At 63.2% G+C, this 22,102-nt stretch carries 22 protein-coding genes and 2 tRNA genes; 9 read left to right on the forward strand and 15 right to left on the reverse strand.

The window, feature by feature from the left end:
- The first annotated feature begins 20 nt into the window (after positions 1-20).
- The 3 genes from metG to BLT66_RS23005 are packed head-to-tail and all read left to right on the forward strand — an operon-like array spanning position 21 to position 4,651.
- Positions 21-2,099, forward strand: a complete 2,079-nt coding sequence (metG, locus tag BLT66_RS22995) for a methionine--tRNA ligase (protein WP_092761622.1) — start codon at positions 21-23, stop codon at positions 2,097-2,099.
- Between the two features lie 12 nt (positions 2,100-2,111).
- Positions 2,112-3,764: a SulP family inorganic anion transporter gene (locus BLT66_RS23000; RefSeq protein WP_092761624.1), complete on the forward strand. Its 1,653-nt coding sequence runs from the start codon at positions 2,112-2,114 to the stop codon at positions 3,762-3,764.
- A complete protein-coding gene (locus tag BLT66_RS23005) occupies positions 3,761-4,651 on the forward strand; it encodes a LysR substrate-binding domain-containing protein (RefSeq protein WP_092761626.1) in 891 nt (296 codons plus the stop codon). Before BLT66_RS23000 ends, BLT66_RS23005 begins: the two co-directional genes overlap by 4 nt.
- Positions 4,652-4,665: 14 nt before the next feature.
- Here the strand turns inward: BLT66_RS23005 and bamE are convergent, their stop codons facing one another.
- The 3 genes from bamE to BLT66_RS23020 form a co-directional block, all read right to left on the reverse strand.
- A complete protein-coding gene (bamE, locus tag BLT66_RS23010; protein WP_092761628.1) occupies positions 4,666-5,166 on the reverse strand; it encodes an outer membrane protein assembly factor BamE domain-containing protein in 501 nt (166 codons plus the stop codon).
- 24 nt (positions 5,167-5,190) lie between these two features.
- The gene (locus BLT66_RS23015; RefSeq protein WP_092761630.1) at positions 5,191-6,537 is read right to left on the reverse strand and encodes a DUF3422 family protein; all 1,347 of its coding nucleotides are present in this window, start codon (positions 6,535-6,537) and stop codon (positions 5,191-5,193) included.
- Between the two features lie 116 nt (positions 6,538-6,653).
- Complete coding sequence (locus BLT66_RS23020; protein WP_092761632.1) at positions 6,654-7,058, reverse strand: DUF3597 domain-containing protein; 405 nt, start codon at positions 7,056-7,058, stop codon at positions 6,654-6,656.
- A 151-nt stretch (positions 7,059-7,209) separates the two neighbouring features.
- Here BLT66_RS23020 and BLT66_RS23025 point away from each other — a divergent pair, with 151 nt between their 5' ends.
- A complete protein-coding gene (locus tag BLT66_RS23025) occupies positions 7,210-7,416 on the forward strand; it encodes a DUF3460 family protein (protein WP_092761934.1) in 207 nt (68 codons plus the stop codon).
- A gap of 67 nt (positions 7,417-7,483) precedes the next feature.
- Positions 7,484-8,317, forward strand: coding sequence for a segregation and condensation protein A (locus tag BLT66_RS23030; RefSeq protein ID WP_255407053.1), 834 nt, complete (start codon positions 7,484-7,486; stop codon positions 8,315-8,317).
- On the opposite strand, the gene BLT66_RS23035 is transcribed toward BLT66_RS23030, so the two are convergent.
- The 8 genes from BLT66_RS23035 to uvrC form a co-directional block, all read right to left on the reverse strand.
- Positions 8,314-9,174, reverse strand: a complete 861-nt coding sequence (locus BLT66_RS23035; protein WP_092761634.1) for a GNAT family N-acetyltransferase — start codon at positions 9,172-9,174, stop codon at positions 8,314-8,316. The genes BLT66_RS23030 and BLT66_RS23035 overlap by 4 nt on opposite strands.
- A gap of 303 nt (positions 9,175-9,477) precedes the next feature.
- On the reverse strand, positions 9,478-9,699 hold the full coding sequence (locus BLT66_RS26585; RefSeq protein WP_143029274.1) for a hypothetical protein: 222 nt from the start codon (positions 9,697-9,699) through the stop codon (positions 9,478-9,480).
- A 240-nt stretch (positions 9,700-9,939) separates the two neighbouring features.
- A tRNA-His gene (locus tag BLT66_RS23040) sits at positions 9,940-10,015 on the reverse strand.
- 41 nt (positions 10,016-10,056) lie between these two features.
- A complete protein-coding gene (locus tag BLT66_RS23045; protein WP_092761636.1) occupies positions 10,057-11,982 on the reverse strand; it encodes a SurA N-terminal domain-containing protein in 1,926 nt (641 codons plus the stop codon).
- A gap of 109 nt (positions 11,983-12,091) precedes the next feature.
- A tRNA-Val gene (locus BLT66_RS23050) sits at positions 12,092-12,167 on the reverse strand.
- Between the two features lie 18 nt (positions 12,168-12,185).
- A complete protein-coding gene (locus BLT66_RS23055; RefSeq protein WP_076201061.1) occupies positions 12,186-12,458 on the reverse strand; it encodes an HU family DNA-binding protein in 273 nt (90 codons plus the stop codon).
- Positions 12,459-12,776: 318 nt separating this feature from the next.
- The gene (gene pgsA / locus BLT66_RS23060) at positions 12,777-13,343 is read right to left on the reverse strand and encodes a CDP-diacylglycerol--glycerol-3-phosphate 3-phosphatidyltransferase (protein WP_092761638.1); all 567 of its coding nucleotides are present in this window, start codon (positions 13,341-13,343) and stop codon (positions 12,777-12,779) included.
- A gap of 34 nt (positions 13,344-13,377) precedes the next feature.
- Positions 13,378-15,375 carry an excinuclease ABC subunit UvrC gene (gene uvrC, locus BLT66_RS23065; protein WP_092761640.1) on the reverse strand — a complete coding sequence of 666 codons (1,998 nt, stop codon included), beginning with the start codon at positions 15,373-15,375 and terminating at the stop codon, positions 13,378-13,380.
- A 44-nt stretch (positions 15,376-15,419) separates the two neighbouring features.
- On the opposite strand from uvrC, the gene BLT66_RS23070 reads away from it, so the two are divergent.
- The 4 genes from BLT66_RS23070 to BLT66_RS23085 all read left to right on the forward strand — a co-directional run bounded on the left by BLT66_RS23070 (position 15,420) and on the right by BLT66_RS23085 (position 18,020).
- Complete coding sequence (locus tag BLT66_RS23070) at positions 15,420-15,932, forward strand: M48 metallopeptidase family protein (protein ID WP_092761642.1); 513 nt, start codon at positions 15,420-15,422, stop codon at positions 15,930-15,932.
- A complete protein-coding gene (gene earP / locus BLT66_RS23075) occupies positions 15,932-17,044 on the forward strand; it encodes an elongation factor P maturation arginine rhamnosyltransferase EarP (protein WP_092761644.1) in 1,113 nt (370 codons plus the stop codon). Before BLT66_RS23070 ends, earP begins: the two co-directional genes overlap by 1 nt.
- Positions 17,045-17,153: 109 nt before the next feature.
- Positions 17,154-17,708, forward strand: coding sequence for an elongation factor P (gene efp / locus BLT66_RS23080; protein WP_092761646.1), 555 nt, complete (start codon positions 17,154-17,156; stop codon positions 17,706-17,708).
- A 108-nt stretch (positions 17,709-17,816) separates the two neighbouring features.
- Entirely contained in the window at positions 17,817-18,020 is a 204-nt protein-coding gene (locus tag BLT66_RS23085) for a YjfB family protein (RefSeq protein ID WP_092761938.1), read from the forward strand.
- Between the two features lie 64 nt (positions 18,021-18,084).
- On the opposite strand, the gene BLT66_RS23090 is transcribed toward BLT66_RS23085, so the two are convergent.
- From BLT66_RS23090 to BLT66_RS23105, 4 genes are read right to left on the reverse strand one after another with little or no spacing between them, the layout of a single operon-like run.
- A complete protein-coding gene (locus BLT66_RS23090; protein WP_176955148.1) occupies positions 18,085-19,389 on the reverse strand; it encodes a sensor domain-containing diguanylate cyclase in 1,305 nt (434 codons plus the stop codon).
- A gap of 43 nt (positions 19,390-19,432) precedes the next feature.
- Positions 19,433-20,269, reverse strand: a complete 837-nt coding sequence (locus tag BLT66_RS23095; protein ID WP_092761650.1) for a phosphatase PAP2 family protein — start codon at positions 20,267-20,269, stop codon at positions 19,433-19,435.
- Entirely contained in the window at positions 20,259-21,062 is an 804-nt protein-coding gene (locus BLT66_RS23100; protein WP_092761652.1) for a metallophosphoesterase family protein, read from the reverse strand. Before BLT66_RS23100 ends, BLT66_RS23095 begins: the two co-directional genes overlap by 11 nt.
- The gene (locus BLT66_RS23105) at positions 21,059-22,057 is read right to left on the reverse strand and encodes a diacylglycerol/lipid kinase family protein (protein WP_092761654.1); all 999 of its coding nucleotides are present in this window, start codon (positions 22,055-22,057) and stop codon (positions 21,059-21,061) included. Before BLT66_RS23105 ends, BLT66_RS23100 begins: the two co-directional genes overlap by 4 nt.
- Between the last annotated feature and the right edge of the window lie 45 nt (positions 22,058-22,102).

Genomic DNA, 22,102 nt, shown 5'->3' on the forward strand with positions numbered 1-22,102 from the left:
GTTCTGAAAGCCCGTTCTCCATGCCACGCCAACTCTTCGTCACCACCGCCCTGCCCTACGCCAACGGCAACTTCCACATCGGCCACATCATGGAATACATCCAGGCCGACATCTGGGTGCGGTTCCAGCGCATGCAGGGCAATGCAGTGAACTTCGTCGGCGCCGACGACACCCATGGCGCGCCGATCATGATCGCCGCCGAAAAGGCCGGCAAGACGCCGCAGCAATTCGTCGCCGACATCGCCGCCGGCCGCAAGCCCTATCTGGACGGTTTCCACATCGCCTTCGACAACTGGCACAGCACCGACGCGCCGGAAAACCACGCCATGGCGCAGCAGATCTACCGCGAGCTGAAGGCCAACGGCCTGATTTCCAGCAAGGTGATCGAACAGTTCTTCGACCCGGAGAAGAACATGTTCCTGCCCGACCGCTTCATCAAAGGCGAATGCCCCAAGTGCCACGCCAAGGACCAGTACGGCGACAACTGCGAAGTCTGCGGCTCGGTCTACGCGCCCACCGACCTGATCAACCCCTACTCGGCCTTGTCCGGTGCCACGCCCGAGCTGAAAAGCTCGGAGCACTTGTTCTTCCAACTGTCCGACCCGCGCTGCGTGGCGTTTCTGGAACAGTGGACCCAGGACGGCCGGCTGCAGCCCGAAGTGGCCAACAAGGTCAAGGAATGGTTCACCGTGCGCACCAACCCGGATGGCACGACCAGCGAAGGCCTGGGCGACTGGGACATCAGCCGCGACGCACCTTACTTCGGCATCGAGATCCCAGACTCTCCGGGCAAGTACTTCTATGTGTGGCTGGACGCCCCGGTCGGCTACCTGGCCTCGCTGAAAAACCTGCTCGACAAGCGCGGCGAGAACTACGACGCCTACATGGCCAACCCCGCGCTGGAGCAGTACCACTTCATCGGCAAGGACATCGTCACCTTCCACACCCTGTTCTGGCCGGCGATGCTGAAGTTCAGCGGACGCAAGACGCCGGACTCGGTGTTCGTCCACGGCTTTTTGACCGTGAACAACGGCGAGAAGATGAGCAAGAGCCGCGGCACCGGCCTGGACCCGTTGAAGTACCTGGGCCTGGGCATGAACCCCGAATGGCTGCGCTACTACATCGCGGCCAAGCTGAGCGCCCGCAACGAAGACATCGACTTCAACGCCGACGACTTCATGGCCCGCGTCAACAGCGATTTGATCGGCAAGTACGTGAACATCGCGTCGCGCGCCGCTGGATTCCTAGCCAAGCGCTTCGCGGGCCAATTAAGTGCCTTATCGGCCGATGGCGAAGCATTGACCAGCGCCATCAGCTCTCAAAAAGAGAGCATCACGGCGATGTATGAGCAACGCGAATACGCCAAGGCGCTGCGCGAAACCATGCTGCTGACGGACCGCGTGAACTCCTTCGTGGACGCCAACAAGCCCTGGGAACTGGCCAAGCAGGAAGGCGCTGACGCGCGCCTGCAAGACGTCTGCAGCACCTGCATCGAAGCCTTCCGCCTGCTCAGCATCTACCTGAAACCCGTGCTGCCCGCGCTGGTGGCCCAGGTCGAAGCCTTCTTGAACGTCAGCCCGCTGGGCTTTGCCGATGCTGACCGCCTGCTGGGCGCAGGCCACACGATCGGCGACTACAAGCATCTGATGCAGCGCGTCGACATCAAGCAGTTGGATGCACTGTTTGAGCCTCCAGCGCAGGCAGAACCTGCGCAAGCAGCTACAGAAACTGTAGTACCTGGCGGTGAGGAGATTGCACCCACCATCACCATCGACGACTTTGCCAAGGTCGACCTGCGCATCGCAAGAATAGTCAACTGCGAACCGGTCGAAGGCTCGACCAAGCTGCTGCGCCTGACCTTGGACGCGGGTGAAGGCCGCATGCGCAATGTGTTCAGCGGCATCGCCGCCAACTACACGCCAGAGCAACTGATCGGCAAGCTCACCGTGCTGGTGGCGAATCTGGCGCCGCGCAAGATGAAGTTCGGCATCAGCGAAGGCATGGTGCTGGCCGCCAGCCACGCCGACGAAAAAGCCCAGCCCGGCGTCTATGTGCTGGAGCCCTTCCCAGGCGCGCAACCCGGTATGCGCATCGGCTAACAGCCTGCTTCCATGACCTCGCCCCTCGCCCGCTTCCACCCCCGCTTGCTCGACGCGCTGCGGGGCTACAACCGGGAGCGGCTGGCCAAGGATGTGGGCTCGGGGCTGACGGTGGGCATCGTGGCCCTGCCACTGGCCATGGCGTTTGCGATTGCCAGCGGGCTCAAGCCCGAAGCCGGGCTGTGGACGGCCATCATCGCCGGCTTCATCATCTCAGCCCTGGGCGGCACCACGGCGCAGATCGGCGGGCCGGCCGGTGCCTTCATCGTCATCGTCTACGGCATCGTCGAGCGCTACGGCGTGGCCAATCTGCTGATCGCCACCGCCTGCGCCGGCGTGCTGCTGTTCGCGCTGGGTCTGTTCAAGCTGGGGACGCTGGTGCGCTATGTGCCGGTCAGCATCGTCATCGGTTTCACCAACGGCATCGCGGTGCTGATCGCGTTGTCGCAGGTCAAAGACTGGCTGGGCCTGGAAATCATCCACATGCCGGGCGACTTTTTCTCGCAGATCAAAACCATTGCCACGCACATCGACACTATCAACGTCTACGCGCTGGCGCTGGGCTCGGTCTGCGTGCTGGGGCTGTATATCTGGCCCCGGGTGTTTGTACAGGGCTCGCCCATCATCCGCCTGCTGGAAGGCCGCACGGTGCAGACCTTTGCCCGCGTGCCTGGCCCCATCATGGCGCTGACCACGCTGTCCATGCTGGCCTGGGCGCTGGACATGCCGGTGGAAACGCTGGGCAGCCGGTTTGGCAGCATCCCCGACGGCCTGCCGGCCTTCGCCCTGCCCGACTTCAGCTGGGAAACCGTGCGCCTGCTGGTCACCCCGACCCTGACCATCGCCCTGCTGGGTGCCATCGAATCGCTGCTGTGCGCGCGCGTGGCCGACCAGTTGGCCAGCGACCCGCACTACGTCAAGCACGACCCGAACCAGGAGCTGATGGCCCAGGGCATCGCCAATATGGTGGTGCCGTTCTTTGGCGGTATGCCGGCCACCGGCACGATTGCCCGCACGGTGACAAATATCCGCTCGGGCGCCACCTCGCCGGTGGCCGGCATGGTGCATGCGCTGGTGCTGGCCGCGGTGGTGCTGGTGGCCGCCCCGCTGGCCTTGTACATCCCGCTGGCCGTGCTGTCGGGCATCTTGCTGTTTGTGGCCTGGAACATGGGTGAATGGCACGAGTTCGTGCGTCTGCGCCAGTTCAGCGGTCACTACCGCATGCTGTTGCTCGGCACCTTTTTCCTGACCGTGGTATTTGACCTGACGGTGGCGGTGGAAGTGGGCATGGTGCTGGCCTGCGTGCTGTTCATCCGGCGCATGAGCTCGCTGTTCCGCGTGGCGCCGGTAGCGCTGGGCGAGGACGCGCTGGTCTACAAGCTCTACGGCGCGCTGTTTTTTGGCGCGGTGGCCAAGATCGACCCCATCGTGCAGGCGGTGGAAAACCATCCACGTGGCGTGCGCGTGGTGCTCGACGCCTCGCAGCTGATCTCGCTGGATGCGAGCGGCCTGGACGCGCTGGAGCAGTTGCTCAAAGCCATCGTCCACCGCGGCGGCCTGCTGTACATCAACGATGTGAACGAGCAGCCGCGTGGACTGATGGAGCGCTCGGGGTTTGCGGCCCGTTTGCAGGGCTTCCAGGCCGCTGCGGCAGCGGCCGCATGAAAACCACCCTGGACGAATTGCAGGCCTTCGCCTGCGTCATCGATGCAGGCTCGATCACCGCGGCCGCCGAACAGCTGGAACAGACGGTATCGGCGATCAGCCGCTCGCTGGGCCGGCTGGAGAAAAAGCTCGACGTCACCCTGCTGCGCCGCACCACCCGCCGGCTGGAGCTGACCGAGGAAGGCGCGGTGTTTCTGGCCCAGGCACGCAAGATACTGGACGCGGTAGAGCAGGCCGAGGAGCAGATGGCGCTGCGCCGCAAGCAGCCGGCCGGGCGGCTGCGGGTGAACGCCGCCTCGCCCTTCATACTGCATGTGCTGGTGCCGCTGGTGGCGGGCTTTCGCGCCACCTACCCGGACATCGAACTGGAGCTGAACAGCAGCGACCAGATCATCGACCTGATCGAGCACCGCACCGATGTGGCCATCCGCATCGGCCCGCTGGTCGATTCCAGCCTGCATGCGCGGCCGCTGGGTAGCTGCCTGCTGCGGGTGCTGGCCAGCCCGGCCTATCTGCAGGCCGCAGGCAAGCCGCGCAACGTGGCCGATCTGGCCCGGCACAGCCTGCTGGGCTTTACCCAGCCCGAATCCCTGAACGCCTGGCCGCTGCGCAATCCTTCGGGCGAGCGCTACAACATCACGCCCGCATTGCGCGCCTCCAGCGGCGAAAGCCTGCGCCAGCTGGCGCTAGCGGGCGCGGGCCTGGTCTGCCTGTCGGACTTCATGACCGGCGGCGATCGCGCGCGCGGCGATCTGTTGCAGGTACTGCCCAGCGCCACCGTGGAGGTGCGCCAGCCTATCCACGCGGTGTACTACCGCAACACCGCGCTGGTGTCGCGCATCGCCTGCTTTCTGGACTACGTGGCAGCCCATTTCGCGCCGCGCTGATCGCACGAAAACCGTCAACGACTGCGCTCGGCGTCCGGGTCGGTCACCGACAGGGTGCGCAGCACGCGATAGTCCATATCGAACACCACGGTGAAGACCATGGACTTGTTCGGTGGCTCCAGGTAGCGCCAGTCGTATTCAACCTCGTTCTTCAGCTTGAAAGGCGTGGTCTTCATCGGCTTGCCTAGCAGCTTGCGCACGTCTTCCATCATCATGCCGGGCTGTACCTTGGCAAAGTTCAGCGGCGTCAGCACCTGGCGCAGCGCGCTCATCTTGCCGTCCGTGCCGATGGTGATCATGTAGTTCTGGTGGCCCTGGGGCTGGCGGCTGTACTCAAAGGTGCGGCCGCCATCCGGCGCATCCCAGATCTTCTCGGGCTCGCCAAAGCGGGCACGCACATCGGCCTCGGTGGACACGCCCTCTTCCAGCTCGCTGATGCGCTGCGGATCGCAGCCGCCCAGGGCCAGCGCCGCCGACACACAAGCCAGCCACAGCATTCTTTTCAACAGGTACATAAGGGATCTTTCCATCAAGGCCGCTCAATGCTGCCGGCCAAACATCCGGTGGTGCAGGCGCCGCAGCGACCACCACACTCCGCCCGCCACCAACGGGATCGCCACCGCGGCCGTGCTCTCGGGGCTCCAGGGCCAGCCGATGGCGTGCGCGCCTTTGGCCAGATAACTCACCAGGCCGACAATGTAGTAGGTGATCGCCGCTACCGACAGGCCTTCGACCGTGGCTTGCATCTGCAGTTGCAGGCCCTGGCGGGTGTTCATGGTGGTCAACAGCGCCTGGCTGCTCTGCTGCTGCTCGATCTCGACCCGCGTGCGCAGCAGATTGCTCATGCGAGACACCCGTTGCGACAAGGCGTCCTGCCGGCGCGTGGCCCATTCGCAAGTGCTGCGCGCTGGCGTCAGGCGGCGGTCCATGAATTCGCGGATGGTCTGCATGCCGGCCAGCCGCGACTCGTTGATGTCGGTGATGCGTTTGTCTACCAGTTCGAAATACGCCGCGCTGGCGGAGAAGCGCGAATGGGTCGCCGCGTACTGGCTTTCCACCTGGCCCGCCAGCCGGGTCAGGCGGTCCAGCAATTGGGGTTCGTCGTCGCGGTTGGCACTACGGATGGCTTCGGCCAGCGAGGCCAGCTCAAGCTCGGCAAAGGCCAGCACATCGGCGGCATCGCGGGCCACGGGCAAACCCAGCAGCGCGGCCATGCGGTAGGTTTCGATCTCCAGCAGACGCTGCACCAGACGGCCAAGACGGCGCGGCGACAAGGTTTCCACATTCTCAACGGCCGTTTTGGCCATGCCTCCGGCCAGCAAGACGATGCGCGAAAAGCCATCCGCATGGATGGCGAAGTCGGTATACACCTCACCATGGCCACCCGCCACGCTGGAGGCTACCAGTGAATCCTCGAACAACACCTGCCGCACCAGTGCATCGCCACCCTGCACCGCGGCCGAGGGCAGAGCCCACAAATGCAGGCTCACCAGGCACTGGCCGGGCAAGGCGGCAAACCAGTCCTGAGGCACAGCCTGCGCGGCTGTCACAGGGTCGCGCTCGAACACTTGCGCACCGGCCAGCGCGGGCTCCAAGGCCCGCATGAAGGTGTAGGTGACGAACTCGGTATGCATTTCCCAGCGCAGCCGAAATGGCCCCACGTCCATACGGATATGCGTGGAATGGGCATCGGGCTGCGCCAGGTGGTGGTCGCGCAGCAGCGCCGCCACATGGGATCGGCTGGCCTCACGCCCAGCGGCGTCGCAGACCATCACCACGTGGGAGATGGCCAGCGGCGCGGTCATGGCCTCGGGCGGCCGGGCGTGGATTTCGTTGTGCAGCGCCGTGCGTTGCGGGTGTTGCAAGGGGTTGGTGGGAGTTGCCATAGTTGGCCGAGATTGTGACGCAGGCACAGCTCACTCCGACCAAAGCGGCTTCTATCAACAGGTCAAAATTGGCTCTGCCGGCCAATGTGCACTGGCCGGCCGGGAGCCTTGGTGGATCAATCCCGCAGTTCAGCAGGAACCTTGCCGCCGTTTTCGGCAAGCTTGGTCATCACCTGCTTATGGAGCCAAATATTCATTTCAGCTGAACCGTCTTTCGCTCCTGCATACCCCAGCTCGGTCGCCAATTCCTTGCGGGCGTTCAGGCTGCTGTCCAGGCCGAGCAGCTTCATCAAATCGACAATCGAGGTCTGCCAGTTCAACTTTTCGGTGCTCTTTTTGGCGAGGTCATTCATCACAGCCTCGACATCCACGGACTGAGCCGCCACGGCCGTGGCTGTCGCCGCGTTTTGCGCCGCGGCGCCGGCCGCTGCAGCTGCGTCACCGCTGGGCATGGCTGGCGAGTCGGTGGGTGCCTGCCCGTGGTGAAAAATCTTGTTGAGAATGTTGCTGAAAATGCCCATGAGAACTCCTTGTTGGTAAATGCCATGTTCCGCCAGAAACGGGGGCATGGCTGTCAGACGTTGCCCCGATGTACCGATTATTTAAAAAACGTACGTGTCTGCGGCCCACCCAATGTCCCCCGTAAAATCAGGCTAACAAAAGGTTATGTCTATGTCCATCTTTCGCCGCCCCGATTACACATCCGAAGCCACCCAGTTCATCGAACAACTGAAGCAACAAAAGCCCAGCCTGGAAGCCGAGCAGCTCGCTGGCCGCGCCCTGCTGTGGGACAAAAGCGTGGACCGCAGCGCCCAGGCCGAATTCCGCGAAGGCCGGGTCGCGCAGAAGCCCTACGTCTACCAGACTGGCAACAAATAAGTAATCAAATAAGCCTCTGGCGCACACTCCACCTGCGCCAGCAGCTACTATTTAAATAGCAAGCACAGTGGTTGAAGCGCTCGCCTCGCCCGAGACCCCAGAAGCCCTGGACCCGGTGGCCCGGGCCCGCCTGTACGGCGAGCCGATGTTCGCCATGCCGCTGGACTTGTACATCCCGCCCGACGCGCTGGAAGTGTTTCTGGACGCTTTCGAAGGCCCGCTGGACCTACTGCTGTACCTGATCCGTAAGCAGAACTTCAACATCCTCGACATCCCGATGGCGGCGCTGACGCGCCAGTACCTGGTCTACGTGGACGAAATCCGCAGCCGCAATCTGGAGCTGGCGGCCGACTACCTGCTGATGGCCGCGATGCTGATCGAGATCAAGTCGCGCATGCTGCTGCCGCCCAAGAAGGCGGCGGAAGGCGAGGAAGCCGAAGACCCACGCGCCGCCCTGGTGCGGCGGTTGCTGGAATACGAGCAGATCAAGCTGGCTGCGGCCCGACTCAACGCCCTGCCGCAGTTCGGCCGCGACTTCCTCAAGGCCCAGGTGTATATCGAGCAGGCCTTGCAGCCGCGCCTGCCCGAGGTGCATTTGGCCGATCTGCAGGAAGCCTGGCGCGACATCCTGCGCCGCGCCAAGCTGATCCAGCACCACAAGATCAGCCGCGAAGAGCTGTCGGTGCGCGAGCACATGAGTTTTCTGCTGAAGACGCTGCAAGGCCGCAAGTTCGTCGAGTTCGAAGAACTGTTCGACCCGGACAAGGGCATGTCGGTGCTGGTGGTGACCTTCATCGCCCTGCTGGAGCTGGCCAAGGAAACCCTGGTCGAGATCGTGCAGGCAGAAGCCTTTGCGCCGATCTACGTGCGGCTGGCCTACGCTCCTGTCACGGTAGCCTAACTGCCGAAGTGCTTGCGGTAGCGCGACGGTAAATCAGCGATGCGCAGCAGCATGGGCAGGTCGGCGGTATTGAAATCCGGGTCCCAGGCCGGCGCGCCCAGCACCTTGGCACCCAGGCGCAAATAGCCTTTGATCAACGCCGGTGGCTCGATCGCCAGCGTGCTGTCGAACTGCTCGATTGGCAGTGGCAGGCGCGGCTGCACGTGGTATTCGATCGGTGCCATATGGGTCTGCTGCAGCTGCTGCCAGATGCTGGCCGCCGCATCGCCACTGACCACGCCGTTGTGCAGCATCGGAATGCTGGCGCAGCCAACCATGGTGTCGAGCTGGTTGCGCTGCATGAATTCGGCCAAAGCCCCCCACAGCGCCAGGATCACGCCACCGTGGCGGTGATCGGCATGCACGCAGCTGCGGCCCAGCTCCACCATGCGGCTGCGCAGATTGCGCAAGCGCACCAGGTCGAATTCGGTATCGCTATAGGTGCTGCCGACCCGCTTGGCCTGTACCGGTGTGAGGACACGGTAGGTACCGATAACTTCGCGCGTCACGGCGTCGCGCACCAGCAGGTGTTCACAGAAGTCGTCAAACAGGTCCACGTCATGCCCCGGCAAACGGGTTGCCAAGCGAGCCCCCATCTCCACCGCGAACACCTGGTATCTCAGGCGCTGGGCTTCACGGACTTCATCCTGCTGCCGCGCCCAGGAGACCACGATACCGGCCGCAGGCCGCGCATCCTTGCCAACGCTCGGCGCTTCCACCCGTTCTTCGCGTCGATGAAGTGACCCCCGAAGCATGGACGCCGGCGTGAACGGCGACAGTGGCGACAGCGCAAAGGTAGGGGTTGGCAGTTCTTTCATGGACTTCTCCTGTGTGTTGCAGGGAGTCTGAAAGCCGGGCATGACAGGCGTGTGTAGGCTGAATGGCATTTCCATGACATCTGGCCCAGCAGACCTATCGACAAGAAGCCCTTATTTGCGGGGAATGGGCTGGGGCCAATCTGGCTTGGCAAGTCACGCACTGACCAAATGCCACTACGTTGGGCCGAAAATTTGGGTGGACTTCGTTCCGCGCTTGGATGCACCCAAGATCCCGGCCGAGTCAGGAGGAAACGCCGAGAGTGCAGCCGTCAAGCCAGCACGGCGTGCGTAGGGTACGAAGTATCAGACTTGGGCGTGCCGCTTTGTATTCCGAATCAGCGTGCATTCCCGCTCGCGATCGGCCACAGTGGCTGGAGAAGATGCGCGCGGCTCGGTAGTTTGGTTGGCGGTCACACAGCTGGCGGGAACCGTATTGTTTTTAGCCAGGTCGCCGTCATCGTCGGCGTAATAGGCCACGACACATGCAATCGTGATGACGGTGAGACGCCATTTTGTAGTTTTCATTCCGCAACCCAATCTGCTTGTTTCCGGTCGCGTTCCTGTAACGAACCGTAAGCAAATTGTGACTCCGCTGGCTGGATTGCATACTATCGCTTGTGCTTACGTAGTACTACGCGGTTTTCGCAACTGCGGACTCGGGTGGGCACCCAAGAAATGCAGCACCAATAAATGCTACGTGCCGATCCTCTGGGCCAAGAATGCAAAAAGCCTGCTATCCATAAGATAGCAGGCTTTTTATTTACCTGGGGTGGCTGAAGGGGCTCGAACCCTCGACAACAGGAATCACAATCCTGGACTCTACCAACTGAGCTACAGCCACCGTAGACTCAAATTATACCCTGAATTATGGGCCGGGTTTGATCAACCTGCATCACCACCGATTTTGGTAAGCGGTTTCGCCACATTGATCTTCACCTTGAAGCGCTCCTTGAGCAACTGGTAGTAGGCGCGGCTCTCGGCACCGGCCCAGCCCTGAACGTATTGGTCGCGGCCCTGCTTCAGTGCAGCCTCAACAGGCGCATCGCGCGGCACCAGCTTGTTGATCTTGACGACGGCGTAGCCTTGCTCGCCCAGATCCGCTGCGGTCCACGCAGGCAGGCTGGACGCATCGGCGCGCAATGCAGCATCCACCACCTTCACAGGCTGTTGCTGGGTGTTCTCGCGCGAGACCAGCACAGCAGCAGGCAAGGTGGCCGCGCCAGGGTTGGCCTTCCACGCGGTCAGTTTTTCCAGGCCTTCTTTCTTTGCCATTTCGGTCGCACGCGCGCCCACCAGCTGGATGCGCACCTGCTCTTTCACTTCCGCAAACGGACGGGTGTGGGCGGCGGTGTACTGGGTAATGCGCCCGGACGCCAGCTGGTTGGCAGCGATCTCGATGGCTTCGGTATTGCGCTTCTTCTCGATGGAGTCGGAGGAGAAGATCGCATTCAGGAACTTGGCATTGGCCAGCACACCCTTGGCACCCGGCACCGGTGTACGGGACAGCGGCGCGGTTTGGACCTGCAGCTTCAGGCGTTCGGCAATCGGCTTGAGGCTGTCCGCCTGCTCGTACACGCCATTGGTGAAGGCTTCGGCCACTTCGGCAAACTTGCTCTGGGCTTGCTGGTTCTTCAGCTCGGCTTCCAGCTCGGGGCGCATTTCCTCAAAGCTGCGTTGCTTGGGGGCCCGGATATCGGTCAGCTGGATGATATGGAAGCCGAAGTCCGATTCCACGACGTCGCTGATGTCGCCTTTCTTCAAGGCAAACGCAGCATCTTCAAAAGGCTTGACCATGGCACCGCGGCCAAAGTAGTCAAGGTCGCCGCCATTGGCTGCAGAGCCGGTATCTTGCGAATTCTTCTTGGCGACTTCGGCAAAGCTGGCGGGAGTCTTCTTCACCTGGGCTAGCAATTCCTCGGCTTTGGCGCGGGCCTTCTTGCGCTCATCCGACGATGCATCCTTGGCTGCATTGATCAGGATGTGGCTGGCGCGGCGCTCTTCCTTGCCAGCCAGGCGGTCGGCATTTTCTTTGTAGTAGGTACGCAGATCCTGCTCATTCGGCACGATGCTTTTCTTCACCGCATCCAGGTCCAGCACCACATACTCGATGGTGGCCTGCTCAGGCGCCTGGAACAACGCAGCGTGGTCTTTGTACCAGGCTTCCAGGTCTGCATCGCTGGGGCTGACCTTGGCGGCAAAATCAGCCGACCGGAACAGGCTGACCTGTACTTCGCGTTTTTCAAACAAGGCATTCAATGCCAGATCGGCTTCGGCCGCCGAGCTGAAAGACGTGCCGGCCACGCCGCTCACTACCTGGCGCTGCGAGAGGTCGGAACGTACCCGGGCTTCAAACATTTCCGGCGTCATGCCCTGGGCAGCCAGCAGTTGGCGGTAGCGCTCGATGTCCAGGGAGCCGTCGGGCTTGCGCAGCGAGGCAATCGATGGATCGTCTTGCAGATTGCGCGCCAACCGGCTGTCGCTGGTCACCAAACGGGACTTGTCGGCCGCGGCCGCCAGCACCCGTTCCTGCACCAGGTTTTCCAGCGTGGCGTAACGCGCTTCGGCGGAATCCAGCACCTTGGGGTCAATACCCGGCTGTGACGCCATCACGCGCTGCACCTGGGTGCGGTGGGCCGCGTCCCAGTCGGTTTGCTTGATGTCCTTACCCGCAACGGTTGCGACCGTATCGCCGCCTTCATTGAAACGCCGAAAACCCTCGCTGCCACCGACGACGATGAAGGCGGGAATGATCAGCAAGAACATCAAGCCCATCATGATCTTGCTGTGCTTGCGGACGAAATCAAACATGGAAGAACTCTTTTAAAACACGACCGGTGCAGACCCCGCCACCCGGGTGCTGCATCGAATCCACAAAAACAAAAAGGCGAACAATCTGTTCGCCTTTGCTGGGTGGGGTTGGTGGGTGCTGACGGGCTCGAACCGCCGACCTACGCCGTGTAAGGGCGCTGCTCTACCAACTGAGCTAAGCACCCCCACCTGAAACAGAAAACTCAGTTCAAGGCATCTTTCAATGCCTTGCCCGGACGAAACTTTGGAACCTTTGCCGCCTTGATTTTAATCGCAGCGCCGGTGCGCGGATTGCGCCCAGCACGTGCAGCGCGTTTGCCCACTGCAAAGGTACCGAATCCTACCAGCGAAACGGTGCCGCCTTTTTTCAAGGTGGTTTTTACCGCCCCGATGGTGGACTCCAGAGCGCGCGTCGCAGCGGCTTTGGAAATATCAGCATGCTTTGCGATGTGTTCAATCAATTCGGTTTTGTTCACAAGGAGCCCCTCGCTCAAATTTATTCAGACAAGCAATGTTCGAAAATTTTTCCCTGCCTTGTCGCTCTGCGGCGCGCAAAAAACAAGCCTTGGAAAAACATAACTGTGTAGCAACCGCTACGCGACCGATTAAAACCAGGGTCTTCCAAGGTGTCAATCGGACCAAGCGCTTTCAAGCGGCGCGGAGGCGGATTCTAGACCGTTTTCGGCCAACTCCTGAAGCCTGCCTCTACTTTTTAAATCACAATAAAAACGGTGCAGCATCTGCACCGTTTTGGGGCCAGCTTGGCCCACCCCATTCAACCCGTTATCAACCCGCTATTTCGTCCGCGCCCGAATTTCCGGCAGGGCTTTCTGTAGATAGTAGACCATAGACCAGATCGTCAAAATTGCTGAAATCCAAATCAGCCACACGCCCCATTGGTGGGTATCGATGATGCCCAGCAGCTGGCCGTCATACAGCAGGAACGGGATCGCCACCATCTGCGACACGGTCTTCAGCTTGCCGATCATGTGCACCGCCACGCTCTTGGAAGCGCCTATTTGCGCCATCCATTCGCGCAAGGCCGAGATCGCGATCTCGCGGCCAATGATGATCAAGGCGACGAACACATCAGCGCGCCCCAGATGCACCAGCACCAGCACGCAGGCGCAGACCAGGAACTTGTCGGCCACCGGGTCCAGAAAGGCCCCGAAGGACGAGGTCTGGTTCAGCCTGCGCGCCAGGAAGCCATCCAACCAGTCGGTGGCAGCAAACACCACGAACATGACGGTGGCCACCAGGTTGCGGTGGGGCTCGCTGATCGGCAGGTAAAACACCCCGATGATCAGCGGTATCGCGACAATGCGCGTCCAGGTCATGATGGTGGGTATGGTCCAAAACATAGCTGGATTGTGTCATGCCGTTACAGGACCGGGATCAGCGCAGGGCGCGGTAGATTTCTTCCGCCAACTCGCGTGAAATACCGTCAACTTTGGCGATGTCGTCCACACCGGCTGCAGCCACGCCACGGATGCCACCAAAACGCTGCAGCAGGCTCGCCCGTTTCTTCGGTCCGATGCCTGCAATATCTTCCAGCTTGCTGCCGCCGACGCGGACCTTGGCGCGCTGGGCACGCATGCCGGTTATGGCGAAACGGTGCGCCTCGTCGCGTATCTGCGCGACCAGCATCAGCGCCGCCGAATCGCGTGCCAATGTGGCCTTGGTACGGCCATCGGCAAACACCAGTTCTTCGAGCCCGACCTTGCGGCCCTCGCCTTTTTCAACCCCCACGATCAGCCCCAGGTCCAGGCCCAAAGCCTCGAACACCGACTTCGCCATTGATACCTGGCCCTTGCCACCGTCGACCAGCACCAGGTCCGGCATGCGGCCCGAAACGGTGGCCAGCGGCTCGGCACTCGGCTCGGCCTGCACGCCAAACTTGCTGTAGCGGCGGGTCAGCACCTGGCGCATGGCCGCGTAATCGTCGCCCGGCGTGATGCCCTCGATCTTGTAGCGCCGGTATTCCGAGTTCTGCATCTTGTGCTGCTGGAACACCACGCAGGAGGCCTGGGTCGCCTCGCCCGCTGTATGTGAAATATCGAAACACTCGATACGCAAGGTATCCAGGTCGTCGGGCGCCAGGTCCAGCGCGTCGACCAGGGCCCGGGTGCGCGCCTGTTGCGAACCTTCTTCAGCCAGCAGGCGCGCGAGCTGCAGGCCTGCATTCTTCTGCGCCATCTCCAGCCAGACACGGCGCTGTTCACGCGGGTTGTGCACCGCCGTCACCTTGGTGCCGCTTTGCGACGACAAGGCATCCAGCAAGGCCTTGCCCACCGGCGCACTGGTGATCAACGCCGGCGGGATCGCCACGTCGATGTAATGCTGGGCGATGAAGGCCTCCAGCACCTGCACTTCCACCGCCTGGGCGACCTCCTCTCCTTCCACCTCGACCGCGCTCATGAACACCGCGTCTTCCACATGCGTGGGGTAGTAGGCCCTGTCGCCAAGGTGACGCCCTCCGCGCACCATGGCCAGATTCACACACGCCCGGCCGCCCTGCACCTTCACCGCCAGGATGTCCACGTCCTTGTCGGACACGTTGTCTACCGACTGCTGGTGCAGCACGGTGGACAAGGCGCTCATCTGGTTCCGCAGCTCGGCGGCTTGCTCGAACTCCAGCTTGTCGGCGTGGGCCATCATGCGGACCTCCAGCGCCTTCAGCACCTGCTGGGTTTCGCCGTCCAGAAACTTCTCGGCATTCAGCACGTCCTGCGCGTAGTCTTGCGGCGAGACGAAGTTCACGCACGGGCCCGAGCAGCGTTTGATCTGGTACAGCAGGCAGGGCCGGGTGCGGTTGTTGAACACCGTGTCCTCGCAGGTGCGCAGGCGGAACACTTTCTGCAGCAGCTGGATCGATTCCTTCACCGCCCAGGCACTGGGGAAGGGGCCGAAGTAGCGGTGCTTTTTCTCCACCGCGCCACGGTAGTAGGCAACGCGCGGAAAGCTCACGGAGCTAGGCTCTGCCGCCACGGTCGGCAAGGCCGTGATCTTCAGGTACGGATAGCTTTTGTCGTCGCGGAACAAGATGTTGTACTTGGGGTGCAAGGTCTTGATCAGGTTGTTTTCCAGCAGCAGCGCCTCGGCCTCGGAGCGCACCACTGTCGTCTGCATGCGCGCGATCTTGCTGACCATGTGGCCGATGCGGGTGCCGCCGTGGTCGCGTTGGAAGTAGGTGGTGACGCGCTTCTTCAGGTTCTTGGCCTTGCCCACGTACAGCACCGTGCCGTCGGCATCGAAATAGCGGTAGACGCCGGGCAAGGCGGGCAAGGCGGCGACTTCGCTCAGCAGTTGCTCGGAATGCACGGGCTCGGTAACAGGCGCTTCGGCTGGGACGGCAGCAACCGCCAGCGGTTCAACAGGATTAATCTCGGACATACGCGTATTGTGGACAATCGGAGCTTGCGTCCGCAGCCTCCCCCATGATCCCCCTGAAATATCTTTCGGCCTACCCGGCCCACGTCACCGCCCAGGTGCAGCAGCTGCTGGCCGACGACAAGCTTGGCCCCCTGCTGCTGAAAAAGTACCCGAGCGCCCACGGCGTGCGCACCGACAAAGCCTTGTACGACTACGTGATGGACCTGAAAACCCAGCACCTGCGCAACGCCGCGCAGATCAACAAGGTCGGCTTTGACGCCAAGCTGCACGTCTACCACCATGCGCTCGGCACCCACACCACGGTGTCGCGGGTGCAGGGCAACAAGCTCAAGGCCAAGCACGAGATCCGTATCGCCACCTTGTTCAAGGACGTGCCCGACGCCTTCCTGAAAATGATCGCGGTGCACGAACTTGCCCACTTGAAGGAGCGCAACCACGACAAGGCCTTCTACCAGCTGTGTACCTACATGGAGCCCGACTACCACCAGCTGGAGTTCGACGTGCGCCTGTACCTGACCCACATCGACGTGGCCGGCAAACTCAACTGGCCGAGCTAATGCGCTGGGACATCTTCTGCCAGGTGATCGACAACTTCGGCGACATCGGCGTCTGCTGGCGGCTCAGCTGCGACCTGGCCGCCCGCGGCGTGCAGGTGCGGCTGTGGGTGGACGATGCTTCGGCCCTGGCCTGGATGGCGCCCGACGGCTGCCCCGGCGTGGAAGTGCGGCCCTGGACCCAGCCGCTGGACCTGCAAAACCTGGAACCGAGCGATGTCTGGGTCGAAGCCTTCGGCTGCGAGATTGCTCCTGAATTCGTAGCTGCCTGTGCAGACCATACCTGCGCTGATGGCACAAAACCCTTGTGGATCAACCTCGAATACCTGTCGGCCGAGCGCTATGTCGAACGCAGCCACGCCCTGCCCTCGCTGCTGCGCGACGGCCCGGCTGCGGGCCGCCAGAAATGGTTCTTCTACCCCGGCTTCAACGACAAAACCGGAGGCCTGCTGCGCGAGGCCGATCTGGCCCAGCGCCAGGCCGACTTTGACCGCAGCGCCTGGCTACACGACCTGTGGCCCCGGCTGCAGCACGGCTTCGGTGCGCCACAGGCCGCGGCTGGCGAACAACTGGTCAGCCTGTTCTGCTACGAGCCCCCGGCCCTGCAGGCCTGGCTGGAACAGCTGGCCAGCACGCCCCGGCCAACCCGGCTGCTGGTGACAGCCGGCCGAGCGACGCGCGCCGTACAGGCCTTGCTTTCAGATGAAAATGGCCTGCAGCGCTTATCCCACCTGCAGGGGCAGCTATCTATTTCATACCTGCCCGCATTGACGCAGCGCGACTTCGACCACCTGCTGTGGGCCGCAGATTGCAATCTGGTGCGCGGTGAAGACTCGCTGGTGCGGGCCGTCTGGGCCGGAAAACCCTTCGTCTGGCAGATCTACCCGCAGCACGACGCCGCGCACCACGTGAAACTGGAAGCCTTTCTCGACATGGCCCAGGCGCCGGCATCGCTGCGGCAATTCCACAGCGTCTGGAACGGGCTGGAGGCCGCTGCGCTGCCTGCGCTGGACCTGGAAACCTGGGGCCAGAATGCGCGGGATTTGCGGGCCAGGCTGCTGCAGCAAGCCGATCTGGTCAGCCAGCTGCTGACCTTTCAGCCGGAAACACGCTAAAATTCAGGGCTTTGCCCAACAGGGCACTTTGGCATACGCACATGCGTAGCCCTAACTGCCGCAGTCATGCTGTCTCAAGCGTTGCGCGGCCCTCACTCCAGAGAATGCTATGAAAATCGCCCAAGAAATCCGCGCTGGCAACGTCATCATGCACGGCAAAGACCCGATGGTCGTCCTGAAAACCGAATACAGCCGCGGCGGCCGCAACTCCGCCACCGTGCGCATGAAGCTGAAGAGCCTGATCGCCAACTTCAACACCGAAGTGGTGTTCAAGGCCGACGACAAGATCGACCAGATCGTGCTGGACAAGAAGGAGTGCACCTACTCCTACTTCGCCGAACCCATGTACATCTGCATGGACACCGAGTACAACCAGTACGAAGTCGAAGCCGAAAACATGGGCGACGCACTGAACTACCTGGAAGACGGCATGGAACTGGAAGTCGTGTTCTACGACGGCAAGGCCATCTCGGTCGAACTGCCCACCAGCGTGCAGCGCGAAATCACCTGGACCGAACCCGCCGTCAAGGGCGACACGTCCGGCAAGGTGCTGAAGCCCGCCAAGATCGCCACCGGCTTTGAGTTCGGCGTGCCGATCTTCGTGGCCCAGGGCGACAAGGTCGAAATCGACACCCGCACCGGCGAATACCGCAAGCGCGTCTAATCCACGCCCTGGCACACAAAAATGGCTCCTTCGGGAGCCTTTTTTTATGCCCGGCTCAAGTCCGGCCGGCAAACCGCCGATAACAACCTGTTAACCCAGGAGCGCCGTATGAACATTGCCAGCACCGCCGCCGTGCAGACCGCCACCGCGGCCGCCCAAACTCCGACATCCGACAGCCTGCACATCGCGGTGCTGAAGAAAGCCCTGGACGTACAGGCCGTGGCCGCGCTGGGGCTGATCCAGGCTCTGCCGCAGCCGCCCGCGCTGGCCACCGACGGCAGCCTGGGCACCCAGGTCAACACCTACGCCTGAACCTCAAAATTTATAAAAAATAGGCCTCTGGCGCAATCTGTACCTACGCCAGCAGCTACGCTATTTATAGCGAATCCGCACCATCCAGCAGCTCCGGGTAGCAGACCTGGTTGCGGCCCCGCTGCTTGGCCTCGTAGAGCATGGCGTCGGCGCGCGACAGCAGCTCGTCCAACGAAGTGTCCAGGTCCGACAAAGCCAGGCCAAAGCTGGAACTGATGGGCACGCGCTGCCCGCTACCCACCGAGATCACCGCGTTGAACACGCCCAGCCGCATGCGCTCGGCCGCCGCCACCGCACCCGCCAGGTCGGTATCCACAGCCACCACCACAAACTCGTCGCCGCCGATGCGGCCAAACAGGTCGGTGCCGCGCAGGCCTTGCTTGCAGGCCTCGACCACCGAGATGATGGCGCGATCGCCCACCGCGTGGCCATAGCCGTCGTTGACCAGCTTGAATTTGTCGATGTCGAAGGCAATGATGGCGACCTGCGCGCCGGCGCGGCGGGCCCGCTTCAGCTCGTGCTCGGCCCGTTCCAGCAGGCAGCGCCGGCTCAGGATGCCGGTCAGCGCGTCGGTATTCGCCAGGTCGCGGAACTTCTCTTTCAGCTGCACCACTTCGGTGATGTCGGTGGAGATACCCACGTAAGCGTCCACATGGCCGTCGCTTTCTATCGGCACCTTGATCGACCAGTAGTGCCGGTCCACGCCGTTCACGTCGACAAAGGTTTCCTCGCCTATCGATTTCTCGCCGCTGCCCAGCACCCGCTGGTCCATGATGCCGAAGCGGTCGGCCTCGGTCTGAGGGATCATTTCGGCGTCCGACTTGCCCACGATGCTGGCCTGGGTCTGGCCGAACAACTGGGCCGCATTGGCGTTGGCGTACAGGTAGCGGCGCTGGTGGTCCTTCATGTAGACCAGGGCGTCCAGGCTGTTCAGCACCGTGTCCAGCAGGCGCTTTTGTTCGCGCAGCCGGGTCTCCAGCCGCCGCCGCTCGGTGATGTCGGTGGACACGCCGCACATGCCGACCACCGCACCTGCGGCATCGAACAGCGGCTGCTTGACCGACCAATAGACCCGCTCTTCGCCGCTGTGGCTGAAGACGTTGACCTCTTCCATCTCGACCCGCTGGCCTTGCTGCAGCACGCGCTGGTCGCTGAGCTGGATCTGTATGCTGGCCGACAGGTCAAAGAAATCGGCCGCCGAGCGGCCTACCAGCTCCTGCAAACTGCAGGCAAACAGCTCGCACACCATCTGGTTGCCATAGGTGTAGCGGCCCTGCAGGTCCTTGGTGAAAACATAGGCCCCCACCTGGTTCAGCGTGCTATGCAGCTGGGTGACCTGGGCGATCAACGCTTCGGCAGAAGAGTCCAAGCGCATCTCCATCGTTCGAAATGACAAATAACTGGAATCCAGTTTAAGGCCGGATCGGCGTTTCTCCAGGCCGGCGCCGGTACCAGCGCGTCAATTCGATGCTGGCAATGCACACCGCCAGCCAGGCCGTGCCAGACGCCAAGCCGGCCAGCACATCGCTGGCAAAGTGCACGCGCAAGAAAATCCGGCTCACGCCGATGGAAAACGCCAACGCCGCCGCGCCCAACACCAAGGGCAAGTGCCACCGCCCCGGTAAAAAGCGGGTCAGCACATAGGCCAGCATGCCGTAGGCCACCACCGAACCCGAGGTGTGCCCGCTGGGGAAGCTAAAGCCGCTGGCCATCACCGGCCCGTCGTCGTGCAGCGGCCGCACCCGCGCGAAAACCGCCTTCAGCGTGGTGTTCAGTACGCCGTTGCCGGCCACGGCCAGCACCCAGCCCAGGGCCAGCCAGCGCCGACCGCGCAATGCCAGGGCCAGCGCCACCAGGATGCACAGGCCCGTCAGGGTGGCGGTGTCGGCCAGCCGCGTCAGCAAGGCAAACGCCTGCAGCGCCGCGGGCGGCAGGCTGGTGCGCACCGCATCGGCCAAAGCCTGGTCGGCCTGCCCCATGGAGGCCCCTGTCGTGCCCAGTTCTTCGGCGATCTCGGCAAACACCCAGGCCGCAGACACGATCAGCCCAAAGCCCGCGGCCAGGCGCACGGCCAGATAGGCCAGCGGCGGCAGCGCGCTCTGGTCGTGCGGCACGTGGTAGCGCCGCACCAGCCACCAGCAGGCGGCAGACGACGCCAGCAGCAGCGCCAGTAATACCCCGTACACCGCCAGCGGATGCTGGCCCGCAAATTGGGCCCAGTGCATGAGCACATCGGATTCAGTCGCCATGGCTTTCTCTTGAAGGTTGGATTTGGGTCCTACGCACACACACAAAAGCTCCCGAAGCGGAGGCGAAATCCCATTGTTCGACCAGGCATTGGCCGTCCTCGGCCGGCCAGCGCAGCAGGTTGACCGAATTCGGCACACCGGAGCGCACCCGCGACGACACCGCCGTGCCCGCCTGCACCGCCCACATGGGCCGGGCCAGGCCGGGCAACGCCGCAACATACGGCAGGTGGATATGGCCGCCCAACACCAGGTCGGCGCCGGCCGCAGCCCAGGCGCGCTGGGCCTGGGCGTGGCCGTGCAAACGGTTCGGTTCATCGACGGTGCGGACCACGGCAATCGGCTGGTGCACCACCACCACCCGCAGCTGGGCAGGACTGGCCTGGGCCAGCAAGCCGGCCACCCGGTCCGTCTGGGCGGCAGAAATCTCGCCATCCTGGTGCCGGTAGGCGCGCGTGGTGTTGACACCGATCACCAGCAGCTCGGGTGAGCGGAACACCGGCTCCAGCTCCGGCCCAAAGGCCGCGCAATACCGCGCATACGGGTGGCGCAGCCGGGCCCATAGGTCGAACAGCGGAATATCGTGGTTGCCGGGAATCGCCAGCAGCGGCGCACCCAGCTGGTCCATCAGCGCCCGCGCCGTACGGAACTGGGCCGGGTGCGCGCGCTGGGTGATGTCGCCCGACAGCACCAGCAGATCGGGCCGCTGGGCGGCCACCAGCGCCTGCAGCGCCGCCACTACCGGCGCCTGCTCGGTGCCGAAATGCAGGTCGGAGATTTGCAGCAAGACGCTCATGCCGGGGCCGCCTGCGCAGCGGCGACAACGGAGGCGGGGGCGGGCTTCAGCAGGTACAGCGGCCGGGCCGCCACCCGGAACTCCAGCGGGGTGCGCATGCGCGTGACCTCGCCGTCGAAGGCCACCTTGATCGTGCGCCGGCCATAGGCCAGCCGAGGTTTGACCCGCATGCGCTGGAAGGCAAAGCTCTCCACGCTGTCGGCTTCGCCCAGCGTGCCGACGGCGCCGCGCAGCATCAGCCAGGCCATGGTCAAAGTGCCTATGGGTTTGAGCATGACGGCGGCGATGCGGCCGTCGTCCAAGGCCCGGGCTGGATGGTCGCTCAGGTTCAGGCCGACCTGCTCCAGCTGCAGCCGGTTGTTGCCAACGAACAGCGTGGGCGTACGCACCTCGCGCAGCACGCCGCCCTCGTCAATCTGCAACCGCAGCTGGCGGTGCGCGCGCAGCAAGGTCATGCAGGCCGCGCCCAGCGCCACCCAGCGGCTGCGGCCAAAGCGGGACTTGTAGGTTTCGCGGTCTTCCAGCAGGTCGGGGTACAGGCCCAGGCTGGCGTTGACCAGGAACACGTGGTCGTTCACCGTGCCCACCTGTACCGGCACCGGCTGGGCCTGCATCAGCATCTGCGCAGCCTCGGCCGGCTCGGTGGAGATGCCATGGGTGCGGGCGAAATAGTTGAAGGTGCCCAGCGGCACCACGCCCATGGGGCAGCCGGCACCGTGCGCGGCCTGGGCCACGGCGTTGATGGTGCCGTCGCCGCCCACTGCCACCACCGCCGAACGCCTGGCCAGGGCATCTGCCGCCGCCTGCTGCGCCACCCGGTCCAGTTCGTCCGGCTTGGCAAAGCGCAGCTCGCCCTGGCGGCCGGCGGCCTGCAGCGCGTCTTCGATCACCGCCCGCTTGGCTTCGCCAGCACTGCTGCCCGAGGCCGCGTTGATGATGAAGATCAGGGCCGCAGCGGGGTCGATGCGGGGCGTGTCGGTGGGGCTATAGGGCATACCCGCATGCTAGCAGCCAGGCCTATAACCCCACATCGGGCCCCG

The sequence above is a fragment of the Rhodoferax sp. OV413 genome (assembly GCF_900104385.1).
Taxonomy (GTDB): domain Bacteria; phylum Pseudomonadota; class Gammaproteobacteria; order Burkholderiales; family Burkholderiaceae_C; genus Rhodoferax_B.

What these genes read in the sequence shown, in the direction of transcription:
- BLT66_RS23035 (WP_092761634.1), bottom strand. Translation starts at nt 9,174, where the DNA reads ATGAAAGAACTGCCAACCCCTACCTTTGCGCTGTCGCCACTGTCGCCG.
- BLT66_RS23100 (WP_092761652.1), bottom strand. Translation starts at nt 21,062, where the DNA reads ATGAGCGTCTTGCTGCAAATCTCCGACCTGCATTTCGGCACCGAGCAG.
- BLT66_RS23020 (WP_092761632.1), bottom strand. Translation starts at nt 7,058, where the DNA reads ATGGGCATTTTCAGCAACATTCTCAACAAGATTTTTCACCACGGGCAG.
- BLT66_RS23045 (WP_092761636.1), bottom strand. Translation starts at nt 11,982, where the DNA reads ATGTTTGATTTCGTCCGCAAGCACAGCAAGATCATGATGGGCTTGATG.
- BLT66_RS23085 (WP_092761938.1), top strand. Translation starts at nt 17,817, where the DNA reads ATGAACATTGCCAGCACCGCCGCCGTGCAGACCGCCACCGCGGCCGCC.
- bamE (WP_092761628.1), bottom strand. Translation starts at nt 5,166, where the DNA reads ATGTACCTGTTGAAAAGAATGCTGTGGCTGGCTTGTGTGTCGGCGGCG.
- BLT66_RS23015 (WP_092761630.1), bottom strand. Translation starts at nt 6,537, where the DNA reads ATGGCAACTCCCACCAACCCCTTGCAACACCCGCAACGCACGGCGCTG.
- BLT66_RS23105 (WP_092761654.1), bottom strand. Translation starts at nt 22,057, where the DNA reads ATGCCCTATAGCCCCACCGACACGCCCCGCATCGACCCCGCTGCGGCC.
- BLT66_RS23095 (WP_092761650.1), bottom strand. Translation starts at nt 20,269, where the DNA reads ATGGCGACTGAATCCGATGTGCTCATGCACTGGGCCCAATTTGCGGGC.
- BLT66_RS23005 (WP_092761626.1), top strand. Translation starts at nt 3,761, where the DNA reads ATGAAAACCACCCTGGACGAATTGCAGGCCTTCGCCTGCGTCATCGAT.
- BLT66_RS23000 (WP_092761624.1), top strand. Translation starts at nt 2,112, where the DNA reads ATGACCTCGCCCCTCGCCCGCTTCCACCCCCGCTTGCTCGACGCGCTG.
- efp (WP_092761646.1), top strand. Translation starts at nt 17,154, where the DNA reads ATGAAAATCGCCCAAGAAATCCGCGCTGGCAACGTCATCATGCACGGC.
- BLT66_RS23070 (WP_092761642.1), top strand. Translation starts at nt 15,420, where the DNA reads ATGATCCCCCTGAAATATCTTTCGGCCTACCCGGCCCACGTCACCGCC.
- earP (WP_092761644.1), top strand. Translation starts at nt 15,932, where the DNA reads ATGCGCTGGGACATCTTCTGCCAGGTGATCGACAACTTCGGCGACATC.
- pgsA (WP_092761638.1), bottom strand. Translation starts at nt 13,343, where the DNA reads ATGTTTTGGACCATACCCACCATCATGACCTGGACGCGCATTGTCGCG.
- metG (WP_092761622.1), top strand. Translation starts at nt 21, where the DNA reads ATGCCACGCCAACTCTTCGTCACCACCGCCCTGCCCTACGCCAACGGC.
- uvrC (WP_092761640.1), bottom strand. Translation starts at nt 15,375, where the DNA reads ATGTCCGAGATTAATCCTGTTGAACCGCTGGCGGTTGCTGCCGTCCCA.
- BLT66_RS26585 (WP_143029274.1), bottom strand. Translation starts at nt 9,699, where the DNA reads ATGAAAACTACAAAATGGCGTCTCACCGTCATCACGATTGCATGTGTC.
- BLT66_RS23025 (WP_092761934.1), top strand. Translation starts at nt 7,210, where the DNA reads ATGTCCATCTTTCGCCGCCCCGATTACACATCCGAAGCCACCCAGTTC.